The sequence below is a fragment of the Pseudooceanicola aestuariicola genome, from assembly GCF_045763785.1.
Classification (GTDB): Bacteria; Pseudomonadota; Alphaproteobacteria; order Rhodobacterales; family Rhodobacteraceae; genus Pseudooceanicola.
Map to the genome: position 1 here is coordinate 796,166 of NZ_JBJGSF010000001.1, position 18,342 is coordinate 814,507.

The following is an 18,342-nucleotide window of genomic DNA, read 5'->3' on the forward strand; positions in this document are numbered from 1 at the left end:
CGAAAAGGAAGTAACCATGGCCGACACCGTATCCATCACCACCGACGATCGCGGCGTGGCCACCCTGTGGCTGGACCGTGCCGACAAGCATAATGCCCTATCGGCCCAGATGATCCGCGAGGTCCATGAAGCCGCCGACCGCATCGGCAAGGATGACAGCGTCCGTGTGGTGATCCTTGCGGCCAAGGGCAAGACTTTCTGCGCGGGCGGCGATCTTGGCTGGATGCGCGATCAGTTCGACGCCACGCCAAAAACCCGCGCGAAAGAAGCAGGCGCGCTGGCCTACATGCTGCAGGCGATCAACCTGATGCCCAAACCGGTGATCGGACGTATCCACGGAAACGCTTTCGGGGGCGGTGTTGGAATGGCCTCGGTCTGTGACGTCGCGATTGGCGCGGAAGCGGTGACCATGGCGCTGACGGAAACCAAACTTGGCCTGATCCCGGCCACGATCGGCCCCTATGTCGCCGCCCGGATGGGAGAGGCAAACGCCCGCCGGGTCTTTATGTCCGGCCGTCCCTTCAAGGGACCCGAGGCGGTCGAACTGGGGCTTCTGTCCCGCGCCGTAGTCGCCGAAGATTTGGACGACGCGGTCGAGGCCGAAGTTGTGCCCTACCTGCAGACCGCGCCTGCCGCCGTGGCCCGCGCCAAGGCCTTGCTGCGCCACCTTGGACCGCCGATCACCGAAGACATTATCCGCCATTCAATCGGCGAATTGGTCGCCTGCTGGGAAGGCCCCGAGGCGCGCGAAGGAATTGGCGCGTTTTTCGACAAATCCAAACCGTCTTGGCAAAGCTAAACCGAGGGCAGCGGCCCATATCCGTCGGGGTGCGTCAATTCGCGATCAAATTCTCGACGCCATGGCCTGTCGACCAACGGGAAACGCCCTAATTCTAGTGTGTGCCGGGGCGAAGTTTAACTGTTTGGAAACAGGTTCTTCGCCCTATATGTGCGCAGTGCAGCAAGAGAAGTATTCGCAAAACAGAATATGGCCGGGTTTGGTTGACCCTGCAATAGGTCGGGAGTAAACCGCCTTAAGCGCGGACATTTGCCTATCAACTGTCCTGGCCACAGGAAAGGAGCCATCCACGTGGAAGAGATGCTTCGGGAATACCTTCCCATTATCGTTTTCCTAGTTGTCGCAATCGGATTGGGCCTTGTTTTCATCATCGCGGCCATCATCATCGCGGTGCGCAACCCTGACCCTGAAAAGGTCTCTGCATATGAATGCGGGTTCAATGCTTTCGATGATGCAAGGATGAAATTCGATGTCCGGTTCTATCTGGTGTCGATCCTCTTCATCATCTTCGATCTGGAAATCGCAATGCTCTTCCCATGGGCGGTGGCGTTCAAAGACATCTCGATGGCCGGGTTCTGGTCGATGATGGTCTTCCTGGGCGTGCTGACGATTGGCTTCGCCTATGAATGGAAGAAGGGGGCACTGGAATGGCAGTAAGCACCGCAGTCAACGACGCTGGCGCCGATAAGGAATACGCCACGCAGGCCCTGAACCGGGAACTGCAGGACAAAGGTTTCCTGCTGACCTCGACCGAGGACCTGATCAACTGGGCCCGCACCGGGTCGCTGCACTGGATGACCTTCGGTCTGGCCTGCTGCGCGGTTGAGATGATGCACACCTCCATGCCGCGCTACGACGCCGAACGTTTTGGCATCGCGCCCCGCGCCTCCCCGCGTCAGTCGGACGTGATGATCGTTGCTGGCACGCTGACCAACAAGATGGCCCCGGCGCTGCGCAAGGTCTACGACCAGATGCCCGAACCGCGTTACGTGATCTCGATGGGATCCTGCGCGAACGGTGGTGGCTATTATCACTACAGCTATTCCGTCGTACGCGGCTGTGACCGGATCGTTCCGGTGGACATCTACGTCCCCGGCTGCCCTCCGACCGCAGAGGCGCTGCTGTATGGTATCATGCAGCTGGCCCGCAAAATCCGCCGTACCGGCACGATCACTCGTTAAGGCAGGGAACAGATGACCGAAGCCTTGAAGGAACTTGGCAACTACATCGAACTGAAACGGCCCGACTGCGTGTTGAGCTGGTCTATTGCGCTGGACGAACTGACAGTGGATGTGGCCCCGGCCAATATCGCGGGTCTGGTGGATTTCATGCGCTCCGATACGACCTGCCGGTTCTCGACCCTGATTGACATCACCGCCGTGGACCACCCGGAACGCGCGAAACGGTTCGACGTCGTCTATCACTTCCTGTCGATGTACCAGAACCAGCGCATTCGCCTGCGCCTGTCGGTCCGCGAAGACGAAATGGTGCCCTCGATCACCGAAACGCACCCTTCGGCCAATTGGTTCGAACGGGAAGTGTTCGACATGTTCGGCATCATCTTCTCGGGTCACCCCGACATGCGCCGCCTGCTGACGGACTACGGGTTCCGCGGCTATCCGCTGCGCAAGGATTTCCCGACCACCGGCTATACAGAGGTTCGTTACGACGAAGCGGCCAAGCGCGTGGTCTATGAACCTGTCAAACTGGTGCAGGAATACCGTCAGTTCGATTTCATGTCCCCTTGGGAAGGTGCGAAATACGTGCTGCCCGGGGATGAGAAGGAGGCCCAGAAATGATGGACGGCTCCAACCAATTCGGCGACGCCCAGACGGGCGAACAGAAGATCCGCAACTTCAACATCAACTTCGGACCGCAGCACCCTGCAGCCCACGGCGTGCTGCGTCTGGTGCTGGAGCTTGACGGCGAGATCGTGGAACGCTGCGACCCGCACGTCGGCCTGCTGCACCGTGGCACCGAAAAGCTGATGGAAAGCCGGACGTACCTGCAGAACCTGCCGTATCTGGACCGGCTCGACTACGTGTCGCCGATGAACCAGGAACACGCATGGTGTCTGGCGATCGAAAAGCTGACGGGCGTCGAAGTGCCCCGCCGCGCGTCGCTGATCCGCGTTCTTTATTCCGAAATCGGCCGTATCCTGAACCACCTGATGAACGTTACCACGCAGGCGATGGACGTCGGTGCGCTGACCCCGCCGCTGTGGGGCTTCGAGCATCGGGAAGAGCTGATGATCTTCTACGAACGGGCCTGTGGCGCGCGCCTGCACGCGGCCTATTTCCGCCCCGGCGGTGTGCACCAAGACCTGCCGCCGAAGCTTCTGGACGATATCGAGGAGTGGACCGGCCGGTTCTACGACTTCCTTGACGACCTGAACAATCTGCTGACGGAAAACCGCATCTTCAAACAGCGGAACGTCAACATCGGCGTCGTGACCGAAGAAGACATCCAGAACTACGCCTTCTCGGGCGTGATGGTGCGCGGATCGGGCTTTGCTTGGGACCTGCGCCGCGCGCAGCCCTACGAATGCTACGACGAATTCGATTTCCAAATCCCCGTTGGCAAGAACGGCGATTGCTATGACCGCTACCTGTGCCGGGTCGAGGAAATGCGCCAGTCGACGTCGATCGTGCTGCAGGCCATCGAAAAGCTACGTGCCCCCGAGGGCCAAGGCGACATTCTGGCCCGTGGTAAGATCACCCCGCCGAAACGGGGTGAGATGAAGACCTCGATGGAAGCGCTGATCCACCACTTCAAGCTGTACACCGAAGGCTTCAAGGTTCCTGCGGGTGAAGTTTATGCCGCGGTCGAAGCGCCAAAGGGCGAATTCGGCGTCTACCTTGTGTCGGATGGCACCAACAAACCCTACCGCGCCAAGCTGCGCGCCCCGGGCTTCCCGCATCTGGCTGCCATCGATCACATCGCGAAAGGCCACCAGCTGGCCGACGTGGCTGCGATCATCGGGACGCTGGATATCGTGTTTGGAGAGATTGACCGTTGAATAAGTTCCTAGTTTCGCTGCCCGCGCTTGGGCTGGTTGCCGCTTGTGCCATGCCGCCGCAGGGCGTGCCCGCCGATGCGGTCGGGTCCTATGATGCCGCCGTGGCATCCGTTGGCTGCGTGCTGCGGTCCGACAAGGACTACCTGCCTGTGGAATTGCAGACCGGCATGACCCGCGAACAGGTTCTTTCGATGACGGCGTATAAAATCGCCAACGACCAAGCTGTCAAACTTGAAGATGGCAGCGTACAACTGACGACCGGAGCCTGCGCGAATGCTGCGACGCCTGCATAAAGAGCAACCCGAAAGCTTTGCCTTCACGCCCGAGAACCAGAAATGGGCCGAGGCGCAGATGACCAAATATCCCGAAGGCCGTCAGGCGTCGGCGATCATCCCGCTGTTGTGGCGTGCGCAGGAACAAGAAGGCTGGCTGACCCGCCCGGCGATTGAACATATCGCTGAAATGCTGGGTATGGCGTACATCCGGGCGCTTGAAGTCGCGACCTTCTATTTCATGTTCCAACTACAGCCAGTCGGCTCGGTGGCGCATATCCAGATCTGCGGCACACTGTCCTGCATGATTTGCGGTGCCGAAGACCTTGTCGGCGTCTGCAAGGAAATGATCGCGGAAAAGCCGCATGAAGTGTCGGCGGACGGCAAGTTTTCTTGGGAAGAGGTCGAGTGCCTCGGCGCCTGCGCAAACGCGCCCATGGCCCAGATCGGCAAAGACTATTACGAAGACCTGACCACGGATCGCCTGCGCGAAATCCTGACGGAACTGGGCAACGGCAATGTGCCTGTCCCCGGTCCTCAGAATGGCCGCTATGCTGCCGAACCGCTCAAGGGTCTGACGTCGCTGACGGAATACGACAGCGGGCGCACTCAGTATAATGCATCGGCTGCTTTGGCGACCGAGATTGGCGATACGGTCAAACGCATCGACGGCACCGAAGTGCCACTGCTGACGCCGTGGCTGGGCAAGGGCGGTACCGCGAACCCCGCGAACAATCCTGATCCCCGTCCTGCTAAGGGTATGCCAGCCGATGGTACCGGTGTGACGGAACAGCAGGCACCCGCCGGCTCTGCCGCCAAGCCGCCGTCGAAAGCCGAACCCAATGGCACGACCAAGCAGGACGGCAGCCAGAAGGTGTCCGACGCGGTCGCCAAGGCGAAATCCGGCGACACGGCCAAAGCCGAAAAGCCCGCGCCCAAGGCCAAGCCGGGCAAGGTCGCCTATGCCGAAAAACCCCCGGCCGAAATGCTGGACGCTGCCGCCGCCGCACAGGATGGCCCGGCCAGTGTCACCGCCGAAGAAGGGGCAGGCACCAAGCCTCAGGCTCTGTCCGGCCCTGTCGGTGGCGCTGCGGACGATCTGAAACTGATCAAGGGCATCGGTCCGGCGTTGGAAAAGATGTGTCACGAGCTTGGCATCTACCACTTCGGCCAGATTGCCCAATGGGGCGGTGCTGAACTGGCATGGATCAACGATAATCTGACCGGCTTCAAAGGCCGCGCCAGCCGCGATAACTGGATCGATCAGGCCAAAATTCTGGCCGAGGGTGAATCAACTGAATTTGCTGAACGGGTGAAAAAAGGCGACGTGTATTAACTAGGGGATTTGGGGAATGGGACTGAGCTGCAAGACAATTTGCTGGATCATTGGCGCGATCGTTGGGATCGTGGCATTTGTCCTATTGAACCCCGGTATGGTCCTCCTGCTGGCGTTGATCATCGCGATCCTCGTCGGCGGCGTCGTCGGCTACGCGCTGACCACATTCGCCTGTTCCGACGCGGATGAGGCCAAAGCCGTGCCCTCCAGTTCGAATGACCAATCCGCTGATGCCGTTGCAGCACCTACCGCGGCCCCGACGCCGACGTCCACCAGCGGCCAGAACGTTGCTGCGGCCCCGGCGCCCACAGATGCCGAAGCAGGCGCTCAGGTCGACAAGCCCGCGGACGTGTCGGCCACGACCGAAGCGGCTGGCACGACCGATGCGGTCGCGTCAAAGTTCGTCGAGCCTGTCAGCGATACTCCAGCACCGGACGCGGCCTCCGATACGTCCGACGACAATGCCAAGGTGACCGAAGCATCGGCGTCGGCACCGACAAAGGCAGAGAAGACCGAAACGCCGGATGCCTCTGCCGCTGGGTCTGACGCCACTGCGACCGCAGCAGCCGAAAGCGCAGCGAAACCTGCTGCCAAGGCGGCGTCAAAGCCTGCAAAGAAACCGGCCAAAACGACTACGACGAAATCCAAGGCGAAGCCTGCGGCCAAGTCGAAAACAGCCGCCAGCAAATCAGCCGCCCCCGCCGACAAGGGCAGCGTGTCGAAACCTGCCAGCCTTGCGACCCTGGATGCACCGCGCGATGGCAAGGGCGACGACCTCAAGGTGCTGAAGGGCGTCGGCCCAGTGACCGAACGTGATTTTAACGCCAACGGTATCTATCACTTCGACCAGATCGCCGCGCTTTCGGCGGCCGAAATGAGATATCTGGCAGCGATCATGAAGGGCACGTCCGAACGTGAACTGAAGGAATGGAAACCCGTCGCCAAGAAATTGGCTAAAGGTTAACCGGGACCAGAGAGAAGAATGAGCAGCGATCCAAAACAAAGCGCACGTGCGATACAGGGCAGGCTTGCTAGCTTGGCTATCGTGCTGACCGCAGTGTTGTGGATGGCCGCGACATGGGCAGGGGGATACTGGGATTGGCCGCAACGCGTCCGGGCCCTGTTCGACTTGCTGGCATTGGCGGGCTTCGCCTTTGCACTGATTTTGACGTTTCGTATCTGGCGGCAAAGCCAGAAGGATGAAGGATAAAACGGATGCTTAAGGATCAAGATCGGATCTTTACCAATATCTACGGGATGCATGACCGCACGCTGAAAGGCGCGATGGCCCGTGGGCATTGGGACGGCACCGCCGAGATCATCAAGAAGGGGCGCGACTGGATCATCGACCAGATGAAAGCCTCCGGTCTGCGTGGCCGCGGCGGTGCGGGCTTTCCCACCGGTCTGAAGTGGTCGTTTATGCCCAAGGAATCCGACGGTCGCCCGGCCTATCTGGTGGTGAACGCGGACGAATCCGAACCCGGCACCTGTAAAGACCGCGAAATCATGCGTCACGATCCGCATACGCTGATCGAAGGTTGCCTGATCGCATCTTTCGCGATGAACGCACACGCCTGCTATATCTACATCCGTGGTGAATACATCCGCGAACGCGAGGCGCTGCAGGCCGCAATTGACGAAGCTTATGACGCCGGTCTGCTGGGCAAGAACGCAGCGAAATCAGGCTGGGATTTCGACCTTTACCTGCACCACGGTGCGGGCGCTTATATCTGCGGCGAAGAAACGGCATTGCTGGAAAGCCTTGAAGGCAAGAAGGGCATGCCCCGGATGAAGCCGCCGTTCCCGGCGGGCGCGGGCCTTTACGGTTGCCCGACCACGGTGAACAACGTGGAATCTATCGCTGTCGCTCCGACCATCCTGCGCCGCGGTCCTGAATGGTTCGCGGGCTTCGGTCGCGAAAACAACGCAGGCACCAAACTGTTCGCAGTTTCGGGCCACGTCAATCAGCCCTGCGTCGTCGAAGAGGCGATGTCGATCACCTTCGAAGAGCTGATCGACAAGCACTGCGGCGGTATCCGCGGCGGCTGGGACAATCTGCTGGCGGTGATCCCCGGCGGGTCGTCCGTTCCCTGTGTCCGTGGCGAGAAGATGAAAGACGCCATCATGGATTTCGACTATCTGCGGGGCGAACTGGGCTCGGGCCTTGGCACTGCAGCGGTCATCGTGATGGACAAGCAGACCGACATCATTAAGGCGATCTGGCGTCTGGCCAAATTCTACAAACACGAAAGCTGCGGCCAGTGCACGCCCTGCCGTGAAGGCACCGGCTGGATGATGCGCGTTATGGAGCGTCTGGTGAAGGGCGAGGCCTCGGTAGAAGAGGTCGACATGCTCTGGGACGTAACCAAACAGGTCGAAGGCCACACGATCTGTGCCTTGGGCGACGCGGCCGCATGGCCGATCCAAGGCCTTATCCGCAACTTCCGCGACGTGATCGAAGACCGGATCGAGGTCAAGCGCGGCGTCGCACGGGTGGCAGCCGAATGATCCGGGGCGCGTTGGTCATATCGCTTGTGGCGCTGACGGCGCTTGGCGCCTGCGGCAAGCGCGGCGGAAACGCGTTCGGCAACCGCATCGCCTTTGACGGGGCCTATTTCCGCGTGAAGGTGGATCGCGACCGGGACATGCCTCAGGCATTCACCGTAACCGTGCGGGACGCGGGCAAGACGCTGGATGGCGCGCGCGAAGCTGCCCGTCATAAGGCCAACGAATATTGTATCCGTCAGTACGGGAACTCCGACCTGACGTGGGATGTGTCTCCTGATGTTGACGCCGCGGCGCTGCCGCTGGTCAACGGCGACCTGATCCTAAGCGGGGAATGCGACGGATGGCGGTAAAGCCCGGATATCATCTGGCCAAGCTTGCGGCAGAATGCGCCAGCGAAGGTGTCCTTTCCCGGTCCGACCTCTGGGATCAGGGCATGCGTTTGACGTCCGACTTTGGTACCGCTACGGAATGAGCGGTTTTCAACGCATATCAAGCGGTTACGGCGCGCGTTATTGCATAACAAACGCCCCTGCACCCATCTGCGCAGCAGATGGGGTGGCCAATCGTGCCGCCCCCGGCTGCAAGAAAGGGGAACCGATATGCGCCTGACCAAAACTGTTCTGACCACCGCCCTGCTTCTGGGGATCGGGGCAGGGGCCGCGACGGCCAAGACGCCGTTGCGCGATGTGCCAGAAATTGACAATCAGATGTTCTCGGTCGCTATGGCGGTCGAGATCAGCGACAAATGCGAGTCGATCAAACCGCGGACGTTGAAGGGCCTGAACTTTTTGATGGGGCTGGCCAGCAAGGCCAAATCCATGGGCTACACCAGCGATGAAATCGACACCTACCGCAAAAGCGATGCGGAAAAGGCCCGGATGCGCGCCAAGGGCGAAGCCTACATGCGCGACAAGGGGCTGGATCCAACCAGCAGCGACGACCTGTGCAAGCTGGGCCAGATGGAGATGGCTCAGGGCACCCAGATCGGGTCGTTCCTGCGCTAAAGAAATCGCGGCCCTAGGGTCGCTTTGACACCAACCGCCCCGGCGTTACAGCCGGGGCAACTGGCCGGGCAACCGGTCCGAAGACAAGCAAAGTGAGAGACCATGTCTGACCTGCGCAAGATCATCATCGACGACCACGAGGTCGAAGTCGATCCGGCCATGACCCTGATTCAGGCCTGCGAAGAGGCCGGGATCGAAGTCCCGCGCTTTTGCTACCACGAACGTCTGTCCATCGCGGGCAACTGCCGGATGTGTCTGGTCGAGGTCGTGGGCGGCCCGCCGAAGCCCGCGGCATCCTGCGCGATGCAAGTCAAAGATCTGCGCCCGGGGCCGGAAGGTCAGCCGCCGGTCGTGAAAACCAATTCGCCGATGGTCAAAAAGGCCCGCGAAGGCGTGATGGAATTCCTGCTGATCAACCACCCACTCGATTGCCCGATCTGTGATCAGGGTGGCGAATGCGACCTGCAGGATCAGGCGATGGCCTATGGCGTCGACTTCTCGCGCTACCGCGAACCCAAGCGTGCGTCCGACGATCTGGATCTGGGCCCGCTGGTCGAAACCCATATGACGCGCTGCATTTCCTGCACCCGCTGCGTCCGCTTCACCTCCGAGGTCGCGGGCATCATGCAGATGGGCCAGACGGGTCGCGGCGAAGACGCCGAGATCACCAGCTATCTGAACCAGACGCTGGATTCGAACCTGCAGGGCAACATCATCGACCTGTGCCCGGTCGGTGCGCTGGTGTCGAAACCCTATGCTTTCACCGCCCGCCCGTGGGAACTGACCAAGACCGAAACCATCGACGTGATGGATGCGCTTGGATCTAACATCCGCGTGGACACCAAGGGTCGCGAAGTGATGCGTATCCTGCCGCGCAACCATGACGGCGTGAACGAGGAATGGATTTCCGACAAAACGCGGTTCGTCTGGGACGGTCTGCGCCGCCAGCGTTTGGACACGCCCTATATCCGTGAGAACGGCAAACTGCGCCCCGCAAGCTGGCCAGAAGCTCTGTCCGCCGTTGCTACGGCGATGAAGGGCAAGAAGGTCGCCGGCTTGGTTGGTGATCTCGTATCCGTCGAAGCCGCCTTTGCCCTGAAGCAGATGATCGAAGGTCTGGGTGGCAATGTCGAATGCCGCACCGATGGCGCGAAACTGCCTGCAGGCAACCGGTCTGGCTATGTCGGTACGGCGACGATCGAAGACCTCGATACCGCAGAATATATTCAACTGATCGGCACCAACCCGGCGATCGAAGCGCCTGTGCTGAACGCGCGTATCCGTAAAGCATGGATCAACGGCGCCAATATCGGCCTGATCGGCGAAGCGGCCGACCTGACCTATGAATACGCTCACATGGGCACCGATCGTGCGGCACTGGACGGCCTGACCAAGCATGACTTTGGCGCGGTCAAAGACGCGGCATCGGTCATCGTGGTGGGGCAGGGTGCCCTGCGCGAAGCGGATGGCGCAGCCGTGCTGGCCGCCGCAATGGACATCGTTGAGAAGACGAATTCCAAGCTGATGATCCTGCACACCGCCGCGTCCCGCGTTGGCGCGATGGACATCGACGCCACCACCGAAGGTGGGCTGAGCGCCGCAATCGACGGGGCCGAGGTGATCTATAACCTTGGTGCGGACGAGGTCGACATCGCGGATGGGGCTTTCGTCATCTACCAAGGGTCGCACGGGGACCGCGGTGCACACCGCGCCGACGTGATCCTGCCAGGCGCGGCCTACACCGAAGAAAACGGTTTGTTCGTGAACACCGAAGGTCGTCCGCAACTGGCCATGCGTGCCGGGTTCGCCCCCGGTCAGGCCAAGGAGAACTGGGCCATCCTGCGCGCCCTGTCTGCCGAACTGGGTGATGCGCTGCCGTTTGACAGCATGGCACAACTGCGCGCCAAGCTGGTCGAGGCCGTGCCGCATCTGAAACAGATCGACGAGGTTCCGGAAAACGACTGGACGCCGTTGTCGGCTGGAAAGCTTGGCGACGCGACCTTCGTGAACCCGATCAAGGACTTCTACCTGTCCAACCCGATCGCCCGCGCATCGCAGGTCATGGCAGAGCTGTCGTCCAACGCGGCCGCCCGCGCCAATCCGCCGGTCGCGGCCGAGTGATCCGCTTCGCCCTCATAACCGCGGCTGGCCTACTGGCCGCCTGCACCGCGCAAGAGCAGGTCTCTCGCGCGGCGACGGCGCCCGTGGGTGCCGTTTATGAAGGTGTTGAGACGCGGTTGCTGGACGATGATCTGGTGGCGTTTCACGTCAAGATGCGCGGTGCAAACAGCGCCCAAGACGTCACGGATTACGCAGAATGCGCCGCTGCGCAGTATACGCTGATACGTGGCTTCGGATTTGCCCGACATTTGCGCACAAAAACCGCCGAAGTCTCTGGCACTTGGCAGGCGGATGCGATTTATACCATCTCGGCGGCGATCCCCGCCGGGCTCCGCACGATCGACGCCGAAGTGACCGTCGAGAACTGCAAAAGCAACGGAATACCCACGGTGTGAGGACCTATGGCTGATTTCTTTTCCACTCACCCTCTCGGCATCCTCCTCCTGACCCTTGGTCAGGTTCTGCTGCTGGTGGTCCCCCTTCTGGTCGCGCTGGCGTTCCTGCTCTATGCCGACCGTAAAATCTGGGCCGCGGTCCAGCTGCGCAAGGGCCCCAACGTCGTTGGCGTCTTTGGTCTGCTGCAATCCTTCGCGGACTTCGGCAAATACATCACCAAAGAAGTGGTGATCCCTGCAGGCGCTGACAAGTTCGTCTTCCTGCTGGCGCCGATGCTGTCCTTTGTTCTGGCGCTGATCGCTTGGGCCGTGATCCCCTTCAACGATGGCTGGGTCCTGTCCGACATCAACGTCGCCCTGCTTTATGTCTTCGCCGTCTCGTCGCTAGAGGTCTACGGCGTGATCATGGGCGGCTGGGCATCGAACTCCAAATACCCGTTCCTTGGCTCGCTCCGCTCGGCCGCGCAGATGATTTCTTACGAAGTGTCGATCGGCCTGATCATCATCGGTGTGATCATCTCGACCGGGTCGATGAACTTTGGCGATATCGTGGCTGCACAGGATGGGGCGTATGGCCTGTTCTCTTGGTACTGGCTGCCGCACTTCCCGATGCTGTTCCTCTTCATCATCTCGGCACTGGCAGAAACCAACCGTCCGCCCTTCGACCTTCCCGAAGCGGAATCCGAACTGGTGGCGGGCTATCAGGTTGAATACTCCTCGACACCGTTCCTGCTGTTCATGATCGGTGAATACTTTGCCATCGTTCTGATGTGCGCGCTGGCGTCGCTGCTGTTCTTCGGCGGCTGGCTGTCGCCGATCCCCGGTTTGCCCGATGGCATTCTGTGGATGATCTTGAAGATGCTGATGGTCTTCTTCGTCTTCGCGCTCGTCAAAGCCGTGGTGCCGCGCTACCGCTACGACCAGCTGATGCGCATCGGTTGGAAAGTCTTCCTGCCGCTGTCGCTGGTCTGGGTTGTGATCGTGGCGTTCCTTGCAAAATTTGAACTTCTCGGCGGGGCCTATGCCCGCTGGATGATCGGAGGCTGATATGACTCAGATCGACTATACCCGCGCCGCCAAATACTTCCTGCTGTTCGACGTCTGGCAGGGGTTCAAAATGGGCCTGAAGTACTTCTTCAAGCCCAAGGCGACCGTGAACTATCCGCACGAAAAGGGCCCGCTGTCCCCGCGTTTCCGCGGTGAACACGCCCTGCGCCGCTATCCCAACGGGGAAGAGCGTTGCATCGCCTGTAAGCTTTGCGAGGCGATCTGCCCCGCGCAGGCCATCACCATCGACGCCGAACCGCGCGAGGACGGCAGCCGCCGCACCACGCGGTACGACATCGACATGACCAAATGCATCTATTGCGGTTTCTGTCAGGAAGCCTGCCCGGTGGACGCGATCGTCGAAGGTCCGAACTTTGAATTCGCGACCGAAACCCGGGAAGAGCTGTTCTATGACAAGGACAAGCTGCTGGCCAACGGCGAACGCTGGGAAGCCGAAATCGCCCGCAACCTAGAAATCGACGCACCTTACCGCTGAGGACCACGACTTTGGGCACCTGGGGACCAGGATATTTCGAAAACGACGCTGCGGCGGACTTCCTTCTTGATCTGAAGGAAGGCGGCGCATCCGTGCTGTTCGAAACCATGGCTGACCTGCGCGACGATCCCATGACGCCCGAACTTTGCGCCAAAGACGACTTTAGCGCCGCCTATCGCCACAACATCGGCGATCTGGCCCAACGCGCCGGGAGGGTTTCATAATGCCTGACAGCTCAAACCCGTTCGAGCAAATGATGAAACAGGCGCAGGACATGGCGAAAGCCATGAACCCGGCGCTTGAGTCTTTCACGCCCAAGGGGTTCGACGCCCTGTGGCCGACCATGCCCAAAGAGTGGATGGAAATGGCTTTCGGGAATGCCGTGAACAAGGAAGGGCTGGACGCCAAAACCCGCCTGTTCCTGACGCTGGCTGGGCTGACCATGCAGGGCGCACAGGGAGAGCCGCAGATCCGTATGACCGTGCGCCATCTGCTGGAACTGGGCGCGACGAAACAGGAAATCGGTGAATGCATCGCACAGATGTCGGTGTTCGCCGGACTGCCCGCCATGACCCGCGCGGGTGAAATTGCCAACGATGTGCTGAAAGACCACGCCGAGGCAAATGACAAAGACGAGGACACGGAATGACCGTTACCGCACTGGCCTTTTACATGTTCGCCCTGTCGACGCTAGTCGGCGGGCTGTTCACCGTCATCAGCCGAAACCCGGTGCACTCGGTTCTGTGGCTGATCATGACCTTCCTGTCTGCCGCCGGGCTTTTCGTCCTGCTTGGCGCGGAATTCGTCGCGATGCTGCTGATCATCGTCTACGTGGGCGCGGTCGCGGTTCTGTTCCTGTTCGTGGTGATGATGCTGGATGTGGACTTTGCCGCACTCAAGGCCGAAATGGCGAAATACATGCCGCTGGCGCTGCTGATCGGGGTGATCCTGCTGATGCAATTCGGCTTGGCCTACGGGTCTTGGGAAACCTCGGCCATGGCCGAAGCGAACCGTCTGGCCATCGCGCCGGAGGGCCAGAACACCAGCGGTCTGGGTCTGATCATCTATGACCAGTATTTCCTGATCTTCCAGCTGGCGGGCCTGATCCTGCTGGTCGCAATGATCGGGGCCATCGTGCTGACCCTGCGCCACCGCGATGACGTCAAACGTCAGAACGTGCTGGAACAGATGTGGCGCGATCCGGCCAAGGCTATGGAATTGAAGGACGTGAAGCCGGGTCAGGGGCTGTAACGCCCGCACCGCGAAACGAAACAACGGCGTCACAAACAGACGCCAAAAAAGACCGGGCAACCTGGACAAAGGACCGAGGGACATGATTGGGATCGAACATTACCTGACAGTAGCGGCCGCGCTATTTGTCATCGGCATCTTCGGGCTCTTCCTCAACCGGAAGAACGTGATCATTCTGCTGATGAGCATCGAATTGATGTTGCTGGCAGTGAACATCAACCTCGTAGCGTTTTCGTCGTACCTTGGCGATCTGGCCGGTCAGGTCTTCACGCTGTTCGTCCTGACGGTTGCCGCCGCCGAGGCCGCGATTGGCCTTGCAATCCTTGTCTGCTTCTTCCGCAACCGTGGCACGATCGCGGTCGAAGATGTCAACGTGATGAAAGGCTGAGCCGATGCTAGCTACCATCCTCTTCGCTCCGCTGATCGGCGCTTTGATCGCAGGCTTTGGCTGGCGCGTCATTTCGATCAAGGGCGCGCAATGGGTCACCACCGGGTTGCTGTTTCTGGCCGCCATCCTGTCTTGGATCACCTTCCTGACCCATGGTCCCGAAACCCAGCACATCGAAATCCTACGCTGGATCGAATCCGGATCGCTGTCGACCTCTTGGGGTATCCGTCTGGACCGCCTGACTTCGATCATGTTGATCGTGGTCACGACCGTGTCTGCCTTGGTGCACCTCTATAGCTTTGGCTACATGGCGCATGACGACAACTTCAAAGACGGGGAAGAAAGCTACCGCGCGCGCTTCTTCGCCTACCTGTCGTTCTTCACCTTCGCGATGCTGATGCTGGTGACCTCGGACAATCTGGTCCAGATGTTCTTTGGCTGGGAAGGCGTGGGCGTCGCATCCTACCTTCTGATCGGTTTCTACTATCGTAAACCGTCTGCCAACGCAGCCGCGATGAAGGCTTTCATCGTCAACCGCGTCGGTGACTTTGGCTTTGCGCTTGGCATCTTCGGCCTGTTCTACCTGACCGACTCCATCAAGTTCGACGACGTTTTCGCGGCCGCACCGCAACTGGCCGAGACGCAGCTGCACTTCCTCTGGACGGAATTCAACGCGGCGAACCTGCTGGCCTTCCTGCTGTTCGTCGGTGCAATGGGTAAATCGGCGCAGCTGCTGCTGCACACCTGGCTGCCTGACGCGATGGAAGGCCCGACCCCGGTGTCGGCCCTGATCCACGCCGCAACCATGGTGACGGCAGGCGTCTTCCTTGTCTGCCGTATGTCGCCGCTGATGGAATACGCGCCCGAGGCGATGGCCTTTGTCACTTTCCTTGGTGCCACAACGGCCTTCTTTGCCGCGACCGTGGGTCTGGTGCAGAACGACATCAAACGCGTGATCGCCTATTCGACCTGTTCGCAGCTGGGCTACATGTTCGTGGCCGCGGGCGTCGGCGTCTACTCTGTCGCGATGTTCCACCTGTTCACCCACGCTTTCTTCAAGGCGATGCTGTTCCTTGGCGCCGGTTCGGTCATCCACGGGATGCACCACGAACAGGACATGCGGAACTATGGCGGACTGCGGAAAAAGCTGCCCTATACTTTCTGGGCGATGATGATCGGGACGCTGGCCATCACGGGTGTCGGTATTCCGCTGACTCACATCGGTTTCGCGGGCTTCCTGTCCAAGGACGCTGTGATTGAATCCGCATGGGCCGGCACCGCAGGGGGCTATGCCTTCTGGATGCTGGTGATCGCGGCGCTGTTCACGTCTTTCTACTCGTGGCGCCTGATCTTCCTGACCTTCTTCGGCACTCCGCGCGGTGACAAGCATACGCACGATCACGCGCACGAAAGCCCGACCGTCATGCTGGTGCCGCTTGGTGTTCTGGCGCTTGGCGCGATCTTCTCTGGTATGGTCTGGTACGGATCTTTCTTTGGCGATCACAACCGGGTCAACGCCTTCTTTGGTATCCCGGCCCATCACGAAGCCGCCGCGGATGAAGAGCATGCCGAGGACGTGGCAGAGCTTCAGGCAGCTGCCGATGAGGTCAACGGTGAGGAAGAAGCCGCGACAGAGCCCGCAGCCACGACTGAAGCCGCCGATCACGGTGCCGACATGGCCCATGCAGGCATGGCGCCCGAAGGCGCGATCTACATGGCCCCCGACAATCACGTGATGGACGACGCGCACCATGCGCCGGTCTGGGTTAAGATCAGCCCCTTCGTCGCGATGGTCATCGGCCTTCTGACGGCGCTGTGGTTCTACATCTGGAACCCCTCCATGCCGTCCCGCGTGGCCGAGGCGAACCGCCCCCTGTACCTGTTCCTGCTGAACAAATGGTACTTTGACGAAATCTACGATTTCATCTTTGTCCGCCCGGCCTTCTGGATCGGTAAGTTCTTCTGGAAACGCGGCGATCAGAACACGATCGACGGCGGTATTAACGGTGTGGCCATGGGGATCATCCCCTTCTTCACCCGGCTCGCTGGCCGCGCGCAGTCCGGCTATATCTTCACTTATGCATTTGCCATGGTCATCGGCATCGCGGTCTTCGTGACCTGGATGACGATCGGCGGAGGGGCGGAATAATGAGCAACCTTCTTTCGATCACCACGTTCCTGCCTGCCATCGCAGCGCTGATCCTTGCGGTCTTCCTGCGCGGCGATGATGAGGCCGGGCAGCGCAACGCAAAGTGGGTGGCCCTGATCGCGACGGTCCTGACTTTCCTGATCTCGCTATTCATCCTGTTCGGGTTCGACCCCTCGGAAACCGGCTTCCAGTTCGTGGAAGAACGCGACTGGCTGATGGGCCTGCAGTACAAGATGGGCGTCGACGGTATCTCGGTCCTGTTTGTCCTGCTGACCAGCTTCATGATGCCGCTGACCATCGCCGCGTCCTGGGGCGTGACCAGCCGGGTCAAGGAATACATGATCGCCTTCCTGCTGCTGGAAACCCTGATGCTGGGCGTCTTCATGGCGCTGGACATGGTGCTGTTCTACCTGTTCTTCGAAGCAGGCCTGATCCCCATGTTCCTGATCATCGGCATCTGGGGCGGTCAGAACCGCATCTACGCGTCGTTCAAGTTCTTCCTTTATACCTTCCTCGGCTCGGTTCTGATGCTGGTGGCCATGGTCGCCATGTACGCCGACGCAGGCACGACCGATATCCCGACGCTGCTGGCGCATGACTTCGGGTCGGAAACCTTCAGCCTGCTGGGCATTCAGATCGTCGGCGGGATGCAAACGATCCTGTTCTTGGCCTTCTTCGCGTCCTTTGCAGTGAAGATGCCAATGTGGCCGGTCCACACCTGGCTGCCAGACGCGCACGTTCAGGCGCCGACGGCTGGGTCCGTGGTTCTGGCGGCGATCCTGCTGAAAATGGGCGGCTACGGCTTCCTGCGGTTCTCTCTGCCGATGTTCCCCGTTGGGTCCGACGTGCTGACGCCTCTGGTTCTGTGGATGTCGGCCATCGCGATCGTCTACACCTCGCTCGTCGCGCTGGTGCAGGAAGACATGAAAAAGCTGATCGCCTATTCGTCGGTCGCGCACATGGGCTATGTGACCATGGGCATCTTCGCAGCGAACCAGCAGGGGATCGACGGCGCGATTTTCCAGATGATCAGCCACGGCTTCATCTCGGGCGCGCTCTTCCTGTGCGTCGGCGTGATCTATGACCGGATGCACACCCGCGACATCGACGCCTATGGCGGCCTGGTGAACCGGATGCCGGCCTATGCGCTGATCTTCATGCTGTTCACCATGGCCAACGTCGGCCTGCCGGGCACCTCTGGCTTTATCGGTGAATTCCTGACGCTGATGGGTATCTTCCAGGTCAATACATGGGTGGCGCTGGTCGCGACCTCTGGCGTGATCTTGTCGGCCGCCTATGCACTGTACCTCTATCGCCGGGTGGTCATGGGGGAACTGATCAAGGAAAGCCTGAAATCCATTCAGGACATGACGTCGCGCGAACGCTGGATCTTTGCGCCGCTGGTGGCCATGACCCTGCTGCTGGGGGTCTACCCCAGCCTTGTGACCGATGTGATCGGCCCCTCGGTCGAGGCGCTGATTGATGACCATGAAACGGCACTGGCCGCAGCTGATCGCATGGGCGACAGCCGCGTTGCTGCCGCTACTTCGCACTAAG

At 60.3% G+C, this 18,342-nt stretch carries 22 protein-coding genes; all 22 read left to right on the top strand.

Annotation, left to right across the window (positions count from 1 at the left end):
* The first annotated feature begins 16 nt into the window (after nt 1-16).
* The 22 genes from ACI3GR_RS03520 (at nt 17) to ACI3GR_RS03625 (ending at nt 18,341) form a co-directional block, all read left to right on the top strand.
* Nucleotides 17-799: a crotonase/enoyl-CoA hydratase family protein gene (locus ACI3GR_RS03520; RefSeq protein WP_407492649.1), complete on the top strand. Its 783-nt coding sequence runs from the start codon at nt 17-19 to the stop codon at nt 797-799.
* A 291-nt stretch (nt 800-1,090) separates the two neighbouring features.
* Complete coding sequence (locus tag ACI3GR_RS03525) at nt 1,091-1,456, top strand: NADH-quinone oxidoreductase subunit A (protein ID WP_407492650.1); 366 nt, start codon at nt 1,091-1,093, stop codon at nt 1,454-1,456.
* Complete coding sequence (locus tag ACI3GR_RS03530; RefSeq protein WP_407492651.1) at nt 1,447-1,980, top strand: NuoB/complex I 20 kDa subunit family protein; 534 nt, start codon at nt 1,447-1,449, stop codon at nt 1,978-1,980. The genes ACI3GR_RS03525 and ACI3GR_RS03530 overlap by 10 nt, the downstream gene beginning before the upstream one ends.
* Nucleotides 1,981-1,992: 12 nt before the next feature.
* Nucleotides 1,993-2,598 (top strand): NADH-quinone oxidoreductase subunit C, encoded by a 606-nt coding sequence (locus ACI3GR_RS03535; protein ID WP_407492653.1) that lies wholly within the window; start codon nt 1,993-1,995, stop codon nt 2,596-2,598.
* Nucleotides 2,598-3,818: an NADH-quinone oxidoreductase subunit D gene (locus ACI3GR_RS03540; RefSeq protein ID WP_407493591.1), complete on the top strand. Its 1,221-nt coding sequence runs from the start codon at nt 2,598-2,600 to the stop codon at nt 3,816-3,818. Before ACI3GR_RS03535 ends, ACI3GR_RS03540 begins: the two co-directional genes overlap by 1 nt.
* Nucleotides 3,815-4,111 (top strand): hypothetical protein, encoded by a 297-nt coding sequence (locus tag ACI3GR_RS03545; RefSeq protein ID WP_407492654.1) that lies wholly within the window; start codon nt 3,815-3,817, stop codon nt 4,109-4,111. Before ACI3GR_RS03540 ends, ACI3GR_RS03545 begins: the two co-directional genes overlap by 4 nt.
* The gene (nuoE, locus tag ACI3GR_RS03550) at nt 4,092-5,426 is read left to right on the top strand and encodes an NADH-quinone oxidoreductase subunit NuoE (protein WP_407492655.1); all 1,335 of its coding nucleotides are present in this window, start codon (nt 4,092-4,094) and stop codon (nt 5,424-5,426) included. Before ACI3GR_RS03545 ends, nuoE begins: the two co-directional genes overlap by 20 nt.
* A gap of 16 nt (nt 5,427-5,442) precedes the next feature.
* Nucleotides 5,443-6,390: a helix-hairpin-helix domain-containing protein gene (locus tag ACI3GR_RS03555; RefSeq protein ID WP_407492656.1), complete on the top strand. Its 948-nt coding sequence runs from the start codon at nt 5,443-5,445 to the stop codon at nt 6,388-6,390.
* 18 nt (nt 6,391-6,408) lie between these two features.
* Nucleotides 6,409-6,636: a DUF5337 domain-containing protein gene (locus ACI3GR_RS03560; RefSeq protein ID WP_407492657.1), complete on the top strand. Its 228-nt coding sequence runs from the start codon at nt 6,409-6,411 to the stop codon at nt 6,634-6,636.
* A 5-nt stretch (nt 6,637-6,641) separates the two neighbouring features.
* Nucleotides 6,642-7,934 carry an NADH-quinone oxidoreductase subunit NuoF gene (gene nuoF, locus ACI3GR_RS03565; RefSeq protein WP_407492658.1) on the top strand — a complete coding sequence of 431 codons (1,293 nt, stop codon included), beginning with the start codon at nt 6,642-6,644 and terminating at the stop codon, nt 7,932-7,934.
* Entirely contained in the window at nt 7,931-8,284 is a 354-nt protein-coding gene (locus tag ACI3GR_RS03570; protein WP_407492659.1) for a hypothetical protein, read from the top strand. Before nuoF ends, ACI3GR_RS03570 begins: the two co-directional genes overlap by 4 nt.
* 249 nt (nt 8,285-8,533) lie before the next feature.
* Nucleotides 8,534-8,938 carry a DUF5333 domain-containing protein gene (locus ACI3GR_RS03575; protein WP_407492660.1) on the top strand — a complete coding sequence of 135 codons (405 nt, stop codon included), beginning with the start codon at nt 8,534-8,536 and terminating at the stop codon, nt 8,936-8,938.
* Nucleotides 8,939-9,040: 102 nt separating this feature from the next.
* Nucleotides 9,041-11,059, top strand: coding sequence for an NADH-quinone oxidoreductase subunit NuoG (gene nuoG / locus ACI3GR_RS03580; protein ID WP_407492661.1), 2,019 nt, complete (start codon nt 9,041-9,043; stop codon nt 11,057-11,059).
* Nucleotides 11,059-11,454 carry a YNQ4 family lipoprotein gene (locus ACI3GR_RS03585; protein ID WP_407493592.1) on the top strand — a complete coding sequence of 132 codons (396 nt, stop codon included), beginning with the start codon at nt 11,059-11,061 and terminating at the stop codon, nt 11,452-11,454. The genes nuoG and ACI3GR_RS03585 overlap by 1 nt, the downstream gene beginning before the upstream one ends.
* A gap of 6 nt (nt 11,455-11,460) precedes the next feature.
* Nucleotides 11,461-12,501 carry an NADH-quinone oxidoreductase subunit NuoH gene (gene nuoH, locus ACI3GR_RS03590; protein WP_407492662.1) on the top strand — a complete coding sequence of 347 codons (1,041 nt, stop codon included), beginning with the start codon at nt 11,461-11,463 and terminating at the stop codon, nt 12,499-12,501.
* Between the two features lies 1 nt (nt 12,502).
* Nucleotides 12,503-12,997: an NADH-quinone oxidoreductase subunit NuoI gene (gene nuoI / locus ACI3GR_RS03595; protein ID WP_407492663.1), complete on the top strand. Its 495-nt coding sequence runs from the start codon at nt 12,503-12,505 to the stop codon at nt 12,995-12,997.
* A gap of 11 nt (nt 12,998-13,008) precedes the next feature.
* Complete coding sequence (locus ACI3GR_RS03600; RefSeq protein ID WP_407492664.1) at nt 13,009-13,221, top strand: DUF4259 domain-containing protein; 213 nt, start codon at nt 13,009-13,011, stop codon at nt 13,219-13,221.
* Nucleotides 13,221-13,646 (top strand): carboxymuconolactone decarboxylase family protein, encoded by a 426-nt coding sequence (locus tag ACI3GR_RS03605; protein ID WP_407492665.1) that lies wholly within the window; start codon nt 13,221-13,223, stop codon nt 13,644-13,646. Before ACI3GR_RS03600 ends, ACI3GR_RS03605 begins: the two co-directional genes overlap by 1 nt.
* Nucleotides 13,643-14,248: an NADH-quinone oxidoreductase subunit J gene (locus ACI3GR_RS03610; protein ID WP_407492667.1), complete on the top strand. Its 606-nt coding sequence runs from the start codon at nt 13,643-13,645 to the stop codon at nt 14,246-14,248. Before ACI3GR_RS03605 ends, ACI3GR_RS03610 begins: the two co-directional genes overlap by 4 nt.
* A gap of 82 nt (nt 14,249-14,330) precedes the next feature.
* Nucleotides 14,331-14,636: an NADH-quinone oxidoreductase subunit NuoK gene (gene nuoK, locus ACI3GR_RS03615; protein ID WP_407492668.1), complete on the top strand. Its 306-nt coding sequence runs from the start codon at nt 14,331-14,333 to the stop codon at nt 14,634-14,636.
* 4 nt (nt 14,637-14,640) lie between these two features.
* Nucleotides 14,641-16,785 (top strand): NADH-quinone oxidoreductase subunit L, encoded by a 2,145-nt coding sequence (nuoL, locus tag ACI3GR_RS03620; protein WP_407492669.1) that lies wholly within the window; start codon nt 14,641-14,643, stop codon nt 16,783-16,785.
* Nucleotides 16,785-18,341 carry an NADH-quinone oxidoreductase subunit M gene (locus ACI3GR_RS03625; protein WP_407492671.1) on the top strand — a complete coding sequence of 519 codons (1,557 nt, stop codon included), beginning with the start codon at nt 16,785-16,787 and terminating at the stop codon, nt 18,339-18,341. The genes nuoL and ACI3GR_RS03625 overlap by 1 nt, the downstream gene beginning before the upstream one ends.
* Nucleotide 18,342: the final 1 nt, after the last annotated feature.

Excerpts from the sequence above, each read along its gene's own strand:
- ACI3GR_RS03520 (WP_407492649.1), top strand. The coding sequence starts at position 17 with ATGGCCGACACCGTATCCATCACCACCGACGATCGCGGCGTGGCCACC.
- ACI3GR_RS03530 (WP_407492651.1), top strand. The coding sequence starts at position 1,447 with ATGGCAGTAAGCACCGCAGTCAACGACGCTGGCGCCGATAAGGAATAC.
- ACI3GR_RS03535 (WP_407492653.1), top strand. The coding sequence starts at position 1,993 with ATGACCGAAGCCTTGAAGGAACTTGGCAACTACATCGAACTGAAACGG.
- ACI3GR_RS03540 (WP_407493591.1), top strand. The coding sequence starts at position 2,598 with ATGGACGGCTCCAACCAATTCGGCGACGCCCAGACGGGCGAACAGAAG.
- nuoE (WP_407492655.1), top strand. The coding sequence starts at position 4,092 with ATGCTGCGACGCCTGCATAAAGAGCAACCCGAAAGCTTTGCCTTCACG.
- ACI3GR_RS03555 (WP_407492656.1), top strand. The coding sequence starts at position 5,443 with ATGGGACTGAGCTGCAAGACAATTTGCTGGATCATTGGCGCGATCGTT.
- ACI3GR_RS03560 (WP_407492657.1), top strand. The coding sequence starts at position 6,409 with ATGAGCAGCGATCCAAAACAAAGCGCACGTGCGATACAGGGCAGGCTT.
- nuoF (WP_407492658.1), top strand. The coding sequence starts at position 6,642 with ATGCTTAAGGATCAAGATCGGATCTTTACCAATATCTACGGGATGCAT.
- ACI3GR_RS03570 (WP_407492659.1), top strand. The coding sequence starts at position 7,931 with ATGATCCGGGGCGCGTTGGTCATATCGCTTGTGGCGCTGACGGCGCTT.
- ACI3GR_RS03575 (WP_407492660.1), top strand. The coding sequence starts at position 8,534 with ATGCGCCTGACCAAAACTGTTCTGACCACCGCCCTGCTTCTGGGGATC.
- nuoG (WP_407492661.1), top strand. The coding sequence starts at position 9,041 with ATGTCTGACCTGCGCAAGATCATCATCGACGACCACGAGGTCGAAGTC.
- nuoH (WP_407492662.1), top strand. The coding sequence starts at position 11,461 with ATGGCTGATTTCTTTTCCACTCACCCTCTCGGCATCCTCCTCCTGACC.
- nuoI (WP_407492663.1), top strand. The coding sequence starts at position 12,503 with ATGACTCAGATCGACTATACCCGCGCCGCCAAATACTTCCTGCTGTTC.
- ACI3GR_RS03605 (WP_407492665.1), top strand. The coding sequence starts at position 13,221 with ATGCCTGACAGCTCAAACCCGTTCGAGCAAATGATGAAACAGGCGCAG.
- ACI3GR_RS03610 (WP_407492667.1), top strand. The coding sequence starts at position 13,643 with ATGACCGTTACCGCACTGGCCTTTTACATGTTCGCCCTGTCGACGCTA.
- nuoK (WP_407492668.1), top strand. The coding sequence starts at position 14,331 with ATGATTGGGATCGAACATTACCTGACAGTAGCGGCCGCGCTATTTGTC.
- nuoL (WP_407492669.1), top strand. The coding sequence starts at position 14,641 with ATGCTAGCTACCATCCTCTTCGCTCCGCTGATCGGCGCTTTGATCGCA.
- ACI3GR_RS03625 (WP_407492671.1), top strand. The coding sequence starts at position 16,785 with ATGAGCAACCTTCTTTCGATCACCACGTTCCTGCCTGCCATCGCAGCG.